Source organism: Glutamicibacter sp. GQ173, from assembly GCF_059759215.1.
This window is the reverse complement of record NZ_JCAXDT010000001.1, coordinates 69,948-84,419: the sequence shown is the minus strand read 5'-3', so window position 1 is coordinate 84,419 and position 14,472 is coordinate 69,948. Positions and strand designations below refer to the sequence as shown.

General features: G+C 62.4%; 9 protein-coding genes and 1 tRNA gene. 8 read left to right on the top strand and 2 right to left on the bottom strand.

All coding sequences use genetic code 11. The annotated features are described in order from the left end of the window. The first annotated feature begins 79 nt into the window (after nucleotides 1–79). From gltB to pyk, 3 genes are all read left to right on the top strand, one after another. Complete coding sequence (gltB, locus tag AC6CHO_RS00350; protein WP_498213108.1) at nucleotides 80–4,699, top strand: glutamate synthase large subunit; 4,620 nt, start codon at nucleotides 80–82, stop codon at nucleotides 4,697–4,699. Continuing rightward, nucleotides 4,692–6,161: a glutamate synthase subunit beta gene (locus tag AC6CHO_RS00345; RefSeq protein ID WP_146275325.1), complete on the top strand. Its 1,470-nt coding sequence runs from the start codon at nucleotides 4,692–4,694 to the stop codon at nucleotides 6,159–6,161. Before gltB ends, AC6CHO_RS00345 begins: the two co-directional genes overlap by 8 nt. A gap of 86 nt (nucleotides 6,162–6,247) precedes the next feature. Then, nucleotides 6,248–7,759 (top strand): pyruvate kinase, encoded by a 1,512-nt coding sequence (pyk, locus tag AC6CHO_RS00340; protein ID WP_498213107.1) that lies wholly within the window; start codon nucleotides 6,248–6,250, stop codon nucleotides 7,757–7,759. 187 nt (nucleotides 7,760–7,946) lie between these two features. Here the strand turns inward: pyk and AC6CHO_RS00335 are convergent. After that, nucleotides 7,947–8,028, bottom strand: a tRNA-Leu gene (locus tag AC6CHO_RS00335). Between the two features lie 188 nt (nucleotides 8,029–8,216). Here AC6CHO_RS00335 and AC6CHO_RS00330 point away from each other — a divergent pair. The 4 genes from AC6CHO_RS00330 (at nucleotide 8,217) to AC6CHO_RS00315 (ending at nucleotide 11,250) form a co-directional block, all read left to right on the top strand. Beyond that, the gene (locus AC6CHO_RS00330) at nucleotides 8,217–8,834 is read left to right on the top strand and encodes an ANTAR domain-containing response regulator (RefSeq protein ID WP_060701880.1); all 618 of its coding nucleotides are present in this window, start codon (nucleotides 8,217–8,219) and stop codon (nucleotides 8,832–8,834) included. A gap of 304 nt (nucleotides 8,835–9,138) precedes the next feature. Beyond that, the gene (locus tag AC6CHO_RS00325; RefSeq protein WP_060701879.1) at nucleotides 9,139–10,371 is read left to right on the top strand and encodes an inorganic phosphate transporter; all 1,233 of its coding nucleotides are present in this window, start codon (nucleotides 9,139–9,141) and stop codon (nucleotides 10,369–10,371) included. Continuing rightward, nucleotides 10,368–10,616, top strand: a complete 249-nt coding sequence (locus tag AC6CHO_RS00320) for a hypothetical protein (protein WP_444663440.1) — start codon at nucleotides 10,368–10,370, stop codon at nucleotides 10,614–10,616. Before AC6CHO_RS00325 ends, AC6CHO_RS00320 begins: the two co-directional genes overlap by 4 nt. An 88-nt stretch (nucleotides 10,617–10,704) precedes the next feature. Further along, nucleotides 10,705–11,250 carry a dihydrofolate reductase family protein gene (locus tag AC6CHO_RS00315; RefSeq protein WP_498213106.1) on the top strand — a complete coding sequence of 182 codons (546 nt, stop codon included), beginning with the start codon at nucleotides 10,705–10,707 and terminating at the stop codon, nucleotides 11,248–11,250. A 20-nt stretch (nucleotides 11,251–11,270) separates the two neighbouring features. Here the strand turns inward: AC6CHO_RS00315 and AC6CHO_RS00310 are convergent, their stop codons facing one another. Next, the gene (locus AC6CHO_RS00310; protein ID WP_498213105.1) at nucleotides 11,271–11,756 is read right to left on the bottom strand and encodes a hotdog fold thioesterase; all 486 of its coding nucleotides are present in this window, start codon (nucleotides 11,754–11,756) and stop codon (nucleotides 11,271–11,273) included. Between the two features lie 85 nt (nucleotides 11,757–11,841). Between AC6CHO_RS00310 and polA the strand changes: the two genes are divergently transcribed. Next, the gene (polA, locus tag AC6CHO_RS00305) at nucleotides 11,842–14,454 is read left to right on the top strand and encodes a DNA polymerase I (RefSeq protein ID WP_444664858.1); all 2,613 of its coding nucleotides are present in this window, start codon (nucleotides 11,842–11,844) and stop codon (nucleotides 14,452–14,454) included. Nucleotides 14,455–14,472 lie beyond the last annotated feature (18 nt).

Genomic DNA, 14,472 nt, shown 5'->3' with positions numbered 1-14,472 from the left:
GGTCGCCCTTGCAAGAAATATACTCTTTGCCTAAGGGGTCGGCGCGCCTATCCTGCATGAACCACAGAAAGGCACGCTCATGAGCATGACCGGAGTCCAAATGAACGCCTCGCCAGGCTCTGGCGAGGGCGTTGCCTCGCCATACACCCGCTTCGCGGCGCTGCCCGGCGCGCAGGGGCTGTATGATCCAGCGGCTGAAAAGGACGCCTGCGGTCTGGCAATGATTGCGTCCCTGAAAAACGAATCCAGCCACGACATCGTCGTGCACGCGCTGACCGCTTTGCGCCGCCTGGAACACCGCGGCGCCATCGGCGCTGACGAAGGCACCGGTGACGGTGCAGGCATCCTGCTGCACATGCCCGACGCGTTCTTGCGCAGCGCCACGAGCTTCCCGCTCCCCCAGGCCGGATCGTACGCCGTGGGCATGGGCTTTTTGCCAGCGGAAACCAAGGAGCGCGAATACGCGCAGTCCGAACTTGAAAGCCTCGCCGCCGAAGAGAACCTGTCGGTACTGGGCTGGCGCGAAGTGCCGGTCGACGCCTCGGTCCTGGGAGCTTCGGCCCGCAAGGTCATGCCCTATATCACCCAGTTCTTTGTCGCCTCGCCTGCCGGAGCACCGGCCTTGAGCAGCCGTGAACTCGATGCAGCGGCCTGGCGCATCCGCCGCCGCGCGCACAACAAGATGGGCGTCTACTTCGCCTCCTTCTCCGCGCAGTCCATCGTCTACAAGGGCATGGTCTCCACCGCGCAGCTCGAGCCGTTCTACCCGGACCTGTCCGAGGCGAGCTTCACCAGCCGCTGCGCGATCGTGCACTCGCGCTTCTCCACCAACACGTTCCCTTCGTGGCCGCTGGCCCAGCCGTTCCGCACCATCGCGCACAACGGCGAGATCAACACGGTCAAGGGCAACCGCAACTGGATGCGCGCCCGCCAGTCCACCCTGGACTCCACGCTGCTGGGCGAAGTGCCTGAAGAGCTGTTCCCGATCTGCACCCCGGGTGCCTCGGACTCGGCCAGCTTCGATGAAGTGGCCGAAATGCTCATGCTCTCGGGCCGCAACGTGACCGAAGCGATCATGATGATGATCCCTCAGCCATGGGAAAACGACACCCAGATGGATGAGGACCTGCGCGCCTTCTACCAGTACCACTCGATGCTGATCGAGCCATGGGATGGCCCGGCAGCAGTGTGCTTCACCGACGGCCAGATGGCCGGCGCCGTGCTGGACCGCAATGGCCTGCGCCCGGCCCGCTGGTGGGTCACCGATGACGACCTGGTCGTGCTGGCCAGCGAGGTCGGCGTGATCGACGTGGCAGAAGAGCACATTGTCTCCAAGGGCCGTGTCGCCCCGGGCAAGATGTTCGCCGTCGACCTGAGTGCCGGCCGCATCGTTGAAGACTCAGAAATCAAGGCCGAGGTTGCCGCGGCCAAGCCATGGCGCGAATGGGTCTCGCACAATATGAAGACCCTGGCCGACTTCCCGGACCTGGAGCACGTGCGCCACAACTCGGCTTCCGTGCTGCTGCGCCAGCTGACTTTCGGCTACACCACCGAAGAACTGCGGGTGCTGCTCGCCCCGATGGCCACCGCCGGCGCCGAGCCGCTGGCCGCCATGGGCACCGATACGCCGATCGCAGCCCTGGCCGACCGCCAGCGCCTGCTCTTCGACTACTTCACCCAGTCCTTCGCCCAGGTCACCAACCCGCCGCTGGATGCCATCCGAGAAGAGCTGGTCACCTCGATGCGCACTACCATCGGGCCCGACGGCAACCTGCTGAGCCTGGATAAGGTTCCGCAGACCCAGATCGCCTTGGACTACCCGGTGTTGACCAACGACCAGCTGGCCAAGATCGTGAACTTGCGCGACGAGTCCGGATCCAAGCTCTCGCTCAAGGTCCGCGGGCTCTACCGCCCGGCCGGCGGCGAATCAGAGCTGCGCGCGCGCCTGCAGGAAATCTGCGAAAAGGTCTCCGCTGCGGTGAACCGCGGCGTGCGCTACATCGTGCTCTCCGACCGCGATTCTTCCGCGGCCTGGGCTCCGATCCCTTCCTTGCTGCTGACTTCGGCGGTCCACCACCACCTGCTCAAGAGCTCGAACCGCACCCGTGCCTCGCTGATCATCGAATCCGGCGACGCCCGCGAAGTGCACCACATTGCGGTGCTGATCGGCTACGGCGCTGCCGCGATCAACCCGTACCTGGCGCTGGAATCGGTGGAGCAGATGGCAGAAGAGGGCGAGCTGCCAGGCGTTGACGGTCCAACCGCCAACTCGAACCTGATCAAGGCCCTGGGCAAGGGCGTGCTGAAGATCATGTCCAAAATGGGCATTTCCACGGTCTCCAGCTACTGCGGCGCGCAGACCTTCGAAGCCGTGGGCCTGTCCCAGCGCGTGGTCGACCAGTACTTCACCGGCACCACCACCAAGCTCTCGGGCATCGAACTCGATGTGGTGGCCGCCGAGGCCGCTGCCCGCCATGCCCGCGCCTACCCGGAAATCGACGGCGCGTCCCAGGCCAACGAGCTTGAGGTCGGTGGCGAATACCAGTGGCGCCGCGAGGGCCCGCCGCACCTGTTCGACCCGCAGACGGTCTTCCGCCTGCAGCACTCCACCCGAACCCGCCGCTATGACGTGTTCAAGGAGTACACCAAGGCAGTGGACGACCAGGCCGCGCAGCTCAAGACCCTGCGCGGGCTGCTGAAGCTGAAGACCGAGGGCATCACCCCGATCGACATCGACGAGGTGGAGCCGGTCTCCGAAATCGTGAAGCGCTTCGCCACCGGTGCGATGAGCTACGGCTCGATCTCTGCCGAAGCCCACGAAACCCTTGCCATCGCCATGAACCGCTTGGGCGGCAAGTCCAACACCGGCGAAGGCGGCGAGGATCCGGAGCGCCTGCTCGACCCCGAGCGGCGCAGCGCGGTCAAGCAGATCGCCTCGGGCCGTTTCGGCGTGACCAGCTTGTACCTGACCAACGCGGATGACATCCAGATCAAGATGGCCCAGGGCGCCAAGCCGGGCGAGGGCGGCCAGCTGATGAGCCAGAAGCTCTACCCCTGGATCGCCAAAACCCGCCACTCCACCCCGGGTGTCGGGCTGATCTCCCCGCCACCGCACCACGACATCTACTCGATCGAGGATCTGGCCCAGCTGATCCACGACGCCAAGTGCTCCAACCCTTCGGCGCGCGTGCACGTGAAGCTGGTCTCCGAGTCCGGCATCGGCACCGTGGCCGCCGGCGTGGCCAAGGCCAAGGCCGACGTGGTATTGATTTCCGGGCATGACGGTGGCACCGGCGCTTCGCCGATGAACTCGCTGAAGCATGCGGGCACCCCATGGGAACTCGGCCTGGCCGAAGCCCAGCAGACGCTGATCCTCAACGGCTTGCGCGATCGCGTAACCGTACAGGTCGACGGACAGCTCAAGACCGGCCGCGACGTGCTGATCGGTGCCCTGCTGGGTGCCGAGGAGTTCGGTTTCGCCACCGCGCCGCTGGTGGTTTCGGGCTGCATCATGATGCGCGTCTGCCACCTGGACACCTGCCCGGTGGGCGTGGCGACACAGAACCCTGTGCTGCGCGAGCGCTTCAACGGCAAGGCCGAATTCGTGGTGAACTTCTTCGAGTTCATTGCCCAGGAAGTCCGCGAACTGCTCGCTTCCCTGGGTGCGCGCACCCTGGACGAAGTGATCGGCCGCGTGGAATTGCTGGAAACCGACGCCGAGCAGCTGGGCGCGCACCGCAAGGTCACCGGCCTGGCGCTGGAGGCAATCACCCACCAGCCCGCCGTTGAGCTTGCCGCCCGCCGGCGCCGCATTGGCCAGGACCACGGGTTGGACAACCACCTGGACCAGCGCTTGCTGGCTGCCGCGACCCCGGCTTTGTCCGATCGCATTCCGGTGACCATCGAGTCGCCGATCGTGAACACCGACCGTTCGGTGGGCACGCTGCTGGGCCACTATGTCACCAAGACCTTCGGTCTGGAGACCCTGGACGATGACACCATCACGGTGAACCTTGCCGGGCGCGCCGGCCAGTCGCTCGGTGCCTTCCTGCCCGCAGGTGTCACCCTGTCCCTGGACGGCGACGCCAATGACTACGTCGGCAAGGGCCTGTCCGGCGGCAAGATCGTCATCCACCCGCCAAAGAGCACCACTTCCGCAGCGGAAGAACAGGTGATCGCCGGCAATGTGGTGGGCTACGGAGCCACCAGCGGCTCGATGTTCATCAACGGCATGGTCGGCGAACGCTTCGCTGTCCGAAACTCCGGGGCGAGCATCATAACCGAGGGCATCGGCGAACACGGTTGCGAGTACATGACCGGTGGCGAGGTGCTGATCCTGGGGGAGACCGGCCGCAACTTCGGCGCGGGCTTCTCCGGCGGTGTCGCCTGGGTCGTCGACTTCGATGAAGCCAAGCTCAACCCGCTGGCAGCCAGCCAGGGCGACCTGCTGATCACCCCGATCACCGACCAGGAAGCCGAGCGCATCCACGAGCTGCTCACCGAGCACATCGCCCAGACCGCATCGCCATTGGCACAGCGCCTGGTGCTGAATTGGGAAGAAACGCGCAACCGCATCACCAGCATCACCCCGCGCGACTTCGCAGCCGTGCAGCAGGTGCGCAGCGATGCCGAAGCCAACGGGCAGAACCCTGATTCGCCACAGGTATGGAACAAGATTTTGGAGGTGACCCGTGGCTGATCCACGCGGATTCCTGAAGGTGACCGAGCGCGTCACCCAACCTAAGCGCCCCGTACCGGTGCGCCTGATGGACTACAAGGAAGTTGTCGAACGGCAGAAGGACGGCACCCTGCAGCAGCAGGCGTCGCGCTGCATGGACTGCGGCATTCCGTTCTGCCACCAGGGCTGCCCGCTGGGCAACCTGATTCCGGAGTTCAACGATCTGACCTACAAGGGCCGCTTGGATGATGCGGCAGCCCGGCTGCTGTCCACCAACAACTTCCCGGAACTGACCGGCAAGCTCTGCCCAGCACCGTGCGAGTCCTCCTGCGTGCTCGGGATCAACCAGCCTGCGGTGACCATCAAGCAGGTGGAGGCCGAACTGGCCGAGCACCTGATGGATGCCGGGGACTTCGTCCCGCAGCCGCCAGCGCGCCACACCGAGCACCGTGTCGCCATTGTGGGTTCGGGCCCCGCCGGACTGGCCGCCGCCCAGCAGCTGACCCGTGCCGGGCACACCGTGGCTGTGTACGAACGCGATGAGGCCATCGGCGGGCTGCTGCGCTTCGGCATTCCTGACTTCAAGCTGGAAAAGCAGATCATCGATCGCCGCCTGGACCAGATGCGCGAGGAAGGCACGATCTTCCGCACCGGCATCGAAATCGGCAAGGACATCACCTGGAAGCAGCTGCAGCGCGACTACGACGCGGTGATTGTTGCCACTGGTGCCACCGTGCCACGCGAGCTTCCGGTACCCGGCAACAAGCTCGATGGCGTGCACCACGCCATGGAGTTCCTCACCGACAACAACCGCGTTGTTGCCGGTACCAGCAGCGAGCGCAAAATCGATGCCAAGGGCAAGCACGTGATCATCCTCGGCGGCGGCGACACCGGCTCGGACTGCATCGGCACCGCTTTGCGCCAGGGCGCGGCCAGTGTTACGACGCTGGCCATCGGCAAGCAGCCGGGCACCGAACGCAGCGAAAACCAGCCGTGGCCAATGATGCCAGTGCTCTTCGAGGTGCAGTCCTCGCACGAAGAAGGCGGCGAACGCAGCTACCTTGCGTCGACTGTGAACTTCGTCGCCGGCGAGGGAACTGAGCAGAACAAGGTGATCGGTGTTACAGTTGCAGAGACAGAATTTGTTGCTGGCAAGCGCCTCCCGAAGCCTGGAACCGAACGCGTCATCACTGCGGATTTGGTTTTGCTTGCCCTCGGGTTCACCGGGCCTGAAGTTTCAGGGCTGGACGAACAGGTCAGTATCGAATTCGACAACCGGGGCAACGTCGCCCGAGATGGCTACTACAAGACGAACACCGAATCGGTCTTCGTCGCCGGAGACGCCGGTCGGGGACAGTCGCTGATCGTGTGGGCTATCGCCGAAGGCCGCGCTTGCGCAGCTTCGGTCGATCAGTTCCTCATGGGCTCGACCACCCTTCCTGCACCGGTAGCTCCAACCGATAGGGCCATCAGCATCATTTGAGTGTCATAGGCTTGAATGCGGCGCACCCGATATCCGGGTGGGCCGCATTTTGCCTATGTGAACATGAAAGGCATTTGGCTGACGGAATGAGACGCGCAAAGATTGTGGCAACCTGGGGTCCAGCCCTGGCGAGCTATGAAAACACTGTAGCGGTACTAAAAGCAGGCGTGGATGTAGCACGCTTGAACATGAGCCATGGAGACCACTCCATGCACGCGCAATCGCTGGCGAATGTGCGCAACGCGGCATCGGAAATCGGCCGTGCGGTCGGCATCTTCGCCGACCTGCAGGGCCCGAAGATCCGTTTGGGCCGCTTCAAGGACAACGCGAAGTACATCCTCGAAGCTGGCGAGGAATTCACCATCACCATTGACGATGTGGAAGGCACCCGAAACCTGTGCTCGACCACCTTCAAGGGTCTTCCGCACGATGTGAAGCCAGGGGACTTCCTGCTGGTCAACGACGGCAAGGTCAAGCTCAAGGCTGTTGAGGTCGACGCGACCTCGGTGCGCTCCGAGGTCGTCGTCGGCGGCGAAGTGTCCAATAACAAGGGCATCAACCTGCCAGGCGTCGCAGTGAACGTACCTGCATTGAGCGAAAAGGACGAGGACGACCTGCGCTGGGCACTGCGTGCCGGCGTCGACATGGTCGCTCTGTCCTTCGTGCGCAACGCCGAAGACATTTCGCGCGTGCACGAAATCATGGACGAAGAAGGCCGCCGCGTACCGGTGATCGCCAAGATCGAGAAGCCGCAGGCCGTAGCAGCGCTGGAAGAGATCATCAACGCGTTCGACGCCATCATGGTGGCCCGTGGCGACCTCGGCGTGGAATTGCCGCTGGAAGAAGTTCCCGTGGTGCAGAAGCGCGCTGTTGAGCTCGCACGCCGCTGGGCCAAGCCGGTCATCGTCGCCACCCAGGTGCTCGAATCGATGATCGAGTCGCCAACTCCGACCCGCGCCGAGGCTTCGGACTGCGCCAACGCAGTACTCGATGGCGCGGACGCAGTGATGCTGTCGGGGGAGACCTCGGTTGGCGCCTACCCGGTCGAAACCGTCGAAACCATGTCCCGCATCATCTCTTCCACCGAAGAGCACGGGCTGGATCGCATCCCGCGCCTGGGCTCCAAGCCCAAGACCCGCGGCGGCGCCATCACCCGTGCCGCTGTGGAGATCTCGGATCAGCTCGACGCGAAGTACATTGTGGCCTTCACCCAGTCCGGCGACTCGGCACGCCGCCTCTCGCGCTTGCGCCCGAAGAAGCCTGTGCTGGCGTTCACCCCGCTGCAGCAGACCTACAACATCATGACCCTGATGTGGGGCATCCAGGCTCGCCTGGTGGCATACGCGGACCATACCGACAAGATGACCGCCCAGGTGGACGAGGCGTTGCTCTCCGAAGGCTTGGCTGAGATCAACGACCTGGTCTGCATTGCTGCCGGTTCCCCTCCAGGCCAGGCGGGCTCCACCAACTCGCTACGCGTGCACAAGATCGGCGATCTGGCCGATGCAGGCCAGCTGGTTGACGGCAAGCCAATGCCAGCCCGCGAGAAGGTCGGCCCATGGGCAGCGGAGAATGTTTCGACTCCTGAGTCCCTGTAGCAGCGGCTTTTTGCGCTGAGACCTTAAAAGTTCCGCTGCCCGACGCCATATGGCTTCGGGCAGCGGAACTTTTTGCTTGGCTGGGGTAAAAATCCATTGGTGTGGACTCGGTCACAGCGGCATCGATTTTGGGCACAAAAAAACCGTTGGACCAGAGAAAATCTCCGGTCCAACGGCTGCTTCGCTGTGCCCAAGGTGGGACTCGAACCCACACATCTTTCGATACCGCATTTTGAGTGCGGCGCGTCTACCGATTCCGCCACTTGGGCTGGCACTTTGACTACTTTACTAGAGGTTTTCCAGAATTCCTAATCAGGATCCTCGCGTCTTCGCCTGAACCAGAGTACATGCAAGTAGGCTTGTATGTGAAACCGAGGCAACGTGGCTTCGCTATCGGAAACCATCTATTTGCTGTCCCTTGCACGGACAGGATTTTTGACCATGGAGGAAGACGCCAATGAGCGAACTACCCGAAATCACCCGAATTCCATCCGAGGTGCAGTCCACCCCGCGTCGTGTTCTCGTTGCCGAGGATGAAACCCTGATCCGCCTGGATATTGTCGAAATCCTGCGATCGGAAGGCTATGAAGTGGTCGCCGAGGCCGATAACGGGCAAGCTGCTTTGGACAAGGCCCGCGAGCTCAAGCCGGATCTGGTGCTCATGGACGTGAAGATGCCGGTGATGGATGGCATTACCGCCGCCGAGGCGATCGTCAAGGAGCGCATTGCCCCGGTGGTGCTGCTGACCGCGTTCAGCCAGAAGGAACTGGTAGAGCGGGCCCGCGAAGCCGGCGCCATGGCCTACGTGGTGAAGCCTTTCACCCCGGGCGATTTGACTCCGGCCATCGAGATCGCCATCTCGCGAAATGATGAGCTGCGTGCCCTGGAAGAAGAAGTCAGCAACCTGGCTGAGCAGTTCGAAACCCGCAAGCTGGTTGATCGTGCCAAGAGCCTGTTGATCACGAAGATGGGGCTGACCGAGCCAGAAGCGTTCCGCTGGATCCAGAAGACCTCCATGGACCGCCGTCTGAGCATGCGACAGGTAGCCGAAACCGTGGTCGATCAGGTCAAGTAAGCAACAACGGCTCGTTCCGCTGCTGAAGATGTGCGTCATGACACCCTATGTTTTGACGCACATTTTCCATGTCACCCCAGTGTGGCGCAGCGGTCACAAGGCTGCAGGCCCTGCTGTGATGTTCAAAGTTAATCCAAATTTTGCCAGATGCTGGTTGACGGCCTGGATTGACGAACAGCCCAGTACGCCTAAGATTGAAACTGCGCTTGGAACCAAGTCCTGCACGACACTGATTTTCGCAGGGGATCTTAATTCGAAGCCCGCACACTTTCCCTTGCCGTTCGACCCTTCAGGCTGGTACTAAATGGATTTGACGCTAATCGTCGTCCTGGTCATCGCCTTGGCGTTGTTTTTCGACTTCACCAACGGTTTTCATGACACGGCCAATGCGATGGCCACCCCGATCGCAACCGGTGCAATTTCCCCCAAGAAGGCAGTTGCCCTCGCCGCAATTTTGAACCTCGTCGGCGCTTTCCTCTCCACCGAGGTAGCAAAGACCATCTCTGGCGGCATCATCAACGAAGACCCCACCACCGGCGTGGCCATCGGCCCGGCCATGATCTTCGCGGGCCTGATGGGGGCGGTGATCTGGAATCTTCTGACCTGGCTGCTGGGCCTGCCATCGAGCTCCTCCCACGCACTGTTCGGAGGCCTGGTCGGTGCAGCTATTGTCGGTGCCGGTCTCGCCTCAGTGAACTATGGCGTGCTGCTCTCCAAGGTCTTGCTCCCGGCCATTTGCGCGCCGATTATCGCTGGCGTCTCCGCCTACCTATGCACCAAGCTGGCCTACGCCATCACCAAGCGGCAAAGCGGCGCCTCGCCTAAGCGCGGCGGCTTCCGCTACGGACAGATTTTCTCCTCTTCGCTGGTGGCGCTCTCGCACGGTACCAACGATGCGCAGAAGACCATGGGCATCATCACCCTGACCCTTGTAGCCTCGGGGCTGCAGGAATCCGACTCCGGCGTGCACCTGTGGGTAGTGGCCGCTTGTGCTTTTGCGATCGCCCTGGGTACCTACACCGGTGGCTGGCGCATCATCCAGACCATGGGTTCGGGCCTGACCGATGTAAAACCGGCACAGGGTTTCGCCGCGGAGGTTTCCACCGCTTCAGCCATCTTGGCTTCCTCGCACCTGGGCTTCGCATTGTCGACCACCCAGGTGGCTTCCGGCTCTGTCATCGGTTCCGGATTGGGCCGCAAGGGCGGCGAGGTTCGCTGGGGGACTGCCGGGCGCATTGCCCTTGGCTGGCTCTTCACCTTGCCGGCTGCAGCGATCGTCGGCGGTCTGGCCGCATGGATAACCCATCTGGGCACCCCGGGCGTGGTGATCGTCGCGATCCTGGGCTTGGCGGCAATGCTGACCATCTGGTTCGTGTCCCGCAAGCAGCCTCACGGTGCCGAGACGACCATGTCCGACATTGACAACTCCGGCGCAGCGGTGAACATCTTGACCAAGAAGCAGCGCCGTGCCAAGGCCAAAGCGGAAGCGCAGCAGGCCAAGCTTGCTGCAGTGCAGAAGGAAGCTGATAACTCATGATCGATTGGGCCTCCTTTGGGATCGTTGCCATTGTCACGTGGATTTCGGCAATGCTGATCGTCGCCGCATATTCGTTCGGGGTGCGCCTTTTGGCCGTGGCCAAGGACGAAGGGCGCAGCACGAGCCTGAGCAAGAGCGCAGCGTACGCCTGCTTCACTGTTGCCGGCCTGATCGTCGCCTTCGGCGTCGTGCTGATCGTGCCGCAGCTGAGCGAAGCCATTCTGGGTTTCTCCTCAAGCCACTAGCGCAGAAACCGGTCGTCCGCCTTTGGGCGTTTGGCTGGTAAAAACAACTTGATATTGCCTTCAACGGAGGCACCCCTAGACTGGAGCCATGACAAGCTTCAAGTACTACGTGGGTGCCTCCGTTGATGGTTTTATCGCAGATGGCAGCAAAGATGCGCATTGGTTCACCACGTTCGCCCAGCAACCGGGTGTGAAAAAGCATTTTGACCAGTTCTTCGAAAGCGTCGGCGCGGTCGTGATTGGCGGGAAAACCTACGCCGATATCGCCCGCGAAGTCGCCGAAGGCCGGATGGAGTGGAAGTTCGGGAATAAGCCTGTCTGGGTCTTCACCCACCACGAACTGCCGACACTTCCCGATACCGATCTGACCTTCATTCGCGGCGAATTCGGCTTCTGGAGCCGGGATATTGCGCGCAGCGCTGGCGCCGGTGACGTGTGGATCGTCGGCGGGGCGGATGTGGCCGGCGGTTTCGTCGAAGCGAAAATTCTCGATGAACTGATCGTGGTGACCGTGCCGGTGGTGCTCGGGGAAGGGACCAGCATTTTCGGGCGCGGCATAAGCACCCAGCTCTCGTCGCTGAGCGTCACCGATCTGGGTGGCGACATCTTCCTGTCCCGCTACTCGGTCGACTAGCGGCCTCGCTGGCTCGGCAATTAGCGGTCGAGCGGCAAGAGCATGTTGGTGATGCGCGCCGTGGCGATCCGCTGGCCCGCATCGTTGCTGATGATAATTTCATGGCATGTGCTGCGCGCGCCCAAATGCACCGGCATGCACTGGGCCGTGACCATCCCGGAGTGCCCCGCCTTGTGATGCGTGATGTTCAGATCAACGCCCACTGGCTGCGAGGTTCCGGCCCCATGCAGCGCCGCGGCCATCGAACCGAGCGTTTCCGCCAGTGCGGCCGAAGCCCCTCCGTGCAGGATCCCGTACACCTGGGTGTTTCCAGCCACCGGCATGGTGGCGCTCAGCCTTTGAGGGCTGAATTCGGTGAAGACAATCTGCAGCTTCTCAACGAGTTCGCCGACGCCATTGTGGGCGAGATAGGGCCAGATGGATTCCGGAACGCCGTGCCGGGCCAGCTGGTCGGCGAAGGGATGTGCCGAAGATTGCGTGGGTTGAGGAGTGAAATTCTCGTTCATGGCCACTAGGCTTTCAGGTGTGAGCGAAACTACCAAACTGACACCCTCGTCGGACAACAGACTGCTGATTATTGACGGACATTCCATGGCGTTCCGCGCGTTTTATGCGTTGCCCGCGGAGAATTTCGCAACAAGCACCGGACAGCACACCAACGCGGTGCACGGATTCGTGTCGATGCTGCTGACGATGATCCGGCAGCAGAAGCCTACGCACGTTGCCGTGGCCTTCGACTTGGATACCCCGACTTTCCGCTCGTTGGAGTACACCGAATACAAGGGTGGCCGGAATAAAACCCCCGAAGAGTTCTACGGGCAGATAGACCTCATCCAGGAAGTGATGAAGGCGATGAATATTCCGTCGATCACCCTGGAAAGCTTCGAAGCTGACGACATCCTTGCCACGCTGGCTACCAAGGGCGAAAATGCCGGATTCGATGTGCTGGTGGTGTCCGGAGACCGAGACGCCTTCCAGCTGATCACCGAAAAGACCCTGGTGCTCTACCCGAAGAAGGGCATCAGCGACATTCCGCCGATGGACGCTGCGGCCGTGGAAGCGAAATATTTCGTTCGCCCCGAACGCTACTCGGACCTTGCCGCGCTGGTTGGCGAAACCGCAGACAACCTGCCCGGCGTGCCGGGGGTTGGCCCGAAGACGGCAGCTAAATGGATCAACCAGTATGGTGATCTGGCCGGCATCCTGGAGAACATTGATGCGATCAAGGGCAAGGTGGGCGAGTCGCTGCGCGAGCACGTGGACAACGTGACGCGCAACCGCCGCCTGAACCAGCTCAAGCACGATCTTGATCTTCCAGTGACCCTCGAAGAGATGGAACTGGTGGCGCCGAACCGCGAAGAGATCGAGAACCTGTTCGACGCGCTGGAATTCAATACCCTGCGCAAGCGGCTTTTTGACCTCTTTGCTGCCCAGGAAGAAGAGGTCGCTCCGGAGGTTGCGGCCTTCACCAGGGTGGTCACCGACAATGCCGAGGGCCTGCGTGGCTTCATCGACGCCGGCAAGGGTGCACCAATCGCCCTGCAGCCGGCGGTGGTTGATGGGGAAGCAGTGGGTCTTGCGCTCTACCGCGGTGACCAGGCCGCCTGGCTGGACTTGGCTCAGCTGGATGAAGCCGCAGAGGGCGTGCTGGCGCAGTTCCTGGCCGATGAGAACGCTCCAAAGATCTTCCACGATGCCAAAGCGGCCATGCACCTGCTGATCGAACGCGGTTTGGAAGTTGCGGGCATCCGGGACGACACGCTGATTAGCGCCTACCTGATCCAGCCTGATCGCCGAAGCCACGACCTGGTTGATGTGGTGCAGTACCACCTGAAGTACGCGGTGCCGGTGCATGAAGCGAAAAAGGGCGAACTGGACCTGGGGCTCACCTCGGATCTTGCCGAACCGGCCCTGGCCCAGGCGCAGGCTATTCATGACCTCTCCGCCTATCTGGCCACCAAGCTGGCCGAAAAGCACGCGGATGTGCTGGCGGCGCAAATGGAGCTGCCGCTGATTCCGGTGCTCTTCGAGATGGAACGCGCCGGCGTGGCAGTGGACGTGGACCGGCTGAATGAGTTGCGCGCGCATTTCACCACCCAGGTGGATCAGGCGACCAACGATGCGTTCGCCGCGATCGGCCATGAGGTGAATCTTTCAAGCCCCAAGCAGCTGCAGGTCGTATTGTTCGAGGAACTGGATCTGCCTCGCACCAAGAAGATCAAGACCGGCTTCACCACTGACGCCGAGTCGCTGCAAGATCTCCTGGTCAAAACCGGGCACCCCTTCCTGGTGGCGCTGATGGCATACCGCGACGCGATCAAGCTGCGCCAAACCGTCGACGGCTTGCTCAAGGCAACCCACAGCGACGGCCGCATCCACACGACCTATGCGCAGACCGTGGCGGCCACCGGCCGGCTTTCGAGCCTGAACCCGAACCTGCAGAACATCCCGGTGCGTTCGGAAGAGGGCCGGCGGATCCGCGACGTGTTCATGGTGGGAGAGGGCTACGAGAGCCTGCTGACCGTTGACTATTCGCAGATTGAAATGCGCATCATGGCGCACCTGTCCGAGGACGAGGGCCTGATCGAGGCCTACCAGAACGGCGAGGACCTGCACCGCTATGTCGGTTCACGCGTGTTCAACGTGGCGCCGGAAGAAGTCACCTCGGAAATGCGTTCCAAGGTGAAGGCGATGAGCTATGGCTTGGCCTATGGCCTGAGCAGCTTTGGCCTGTCAAAGCAGCTGAAGATCGGTGTTGACGAAGCCCGCAAGCTGATGAAGGACTACTTCGACCGCTTCGGCGCCGTGCGCACCTACCTGCGCTCGGTGGTGGACCAGGCCCGCAAGGACGGCTACACCGAGACGATCTTCGGACGCCGCCGCTACCTGCCGGAGCTGAACAGCTCGGATCGCCGGCTTCGCGATATTGCCGAGCGTGCCGCATTGAACGCCCCGATCCAGGGCTCTGCGGCGGATCTGGTCAAAGTGGCCATGCTCAAGATTGCCGAGGGGCTGGCTGCAGGACAATTCAAGTCGCGGATGCTGTTGCAGGTCCATGACGAATTGATTCTGGAAGTTGCCGCCGGTGAACTGGAGCAGGTGCAGGAATTGGTAACCCGCGAAATGGGCCAAGCCGCGGACCTGCTGGTTCCACTGGATGTCCAGCCGGGCATCGGCCGGACCTGGCACGACGCAGCGCACTAGGCACAGCAATCGGCAAGG

Coding starts and splice junctions, on each gene's coding strand:
- gltB (WP_498213108.1), top strand. CDS start 80: ATGAGCATGACCGGAGTCCAAATGAACGCCTCGCCAGGCTCTGGCGAG.
- polA (WP_444664858.1), top strand. CDS start 11,842: ATGGCGTTCCGCGCGTTTTATGCGTTGCCCGCGGAGAATTTCGCAACA.
- AC6CHO_RS00310 (WP_498213105.1), bottom strand. CDS start 11,756: ATGAACGAGAATTTCACTCCTCAACCCACGCAATCTTCGGCACATCCC.
- pyk (WP_498213107.1), top strand. CDS start 6,248: ATGAGACGCGCAAAGATTGTGGCAACCTGGGGTCCAGCCCTGGCGAGC.
- AC6CHO_RS00325 (WP_060701879.1), top strand. CDS start 9,139: ATGGATTTGACGCTAATCGTCGTCCTGGTCATCGCCTTGGCGTTGTTT.
- AC6CHO_RS00320 (WP_444663440.1), top strand. CDS start 10,368: ATGATCGATTGGGCCTCCTTTGGGATCGTTGCCATTGTCACGTGGATT.
- AC6CHO_RS00330 (WP_060701880.1), top strand. CDS start 8,217: ATGAGCGAACTACCCGAAATCACCCGAATTCCATCCGAGGTGCAGTCC.
- AC6CHO_RS00315 (WP_498213106.1), top strand. CDS start 10,705: ATGACAAGCTTCAAGTACTACGTGGGTGCCTCCGTTGATGGTTTTATC.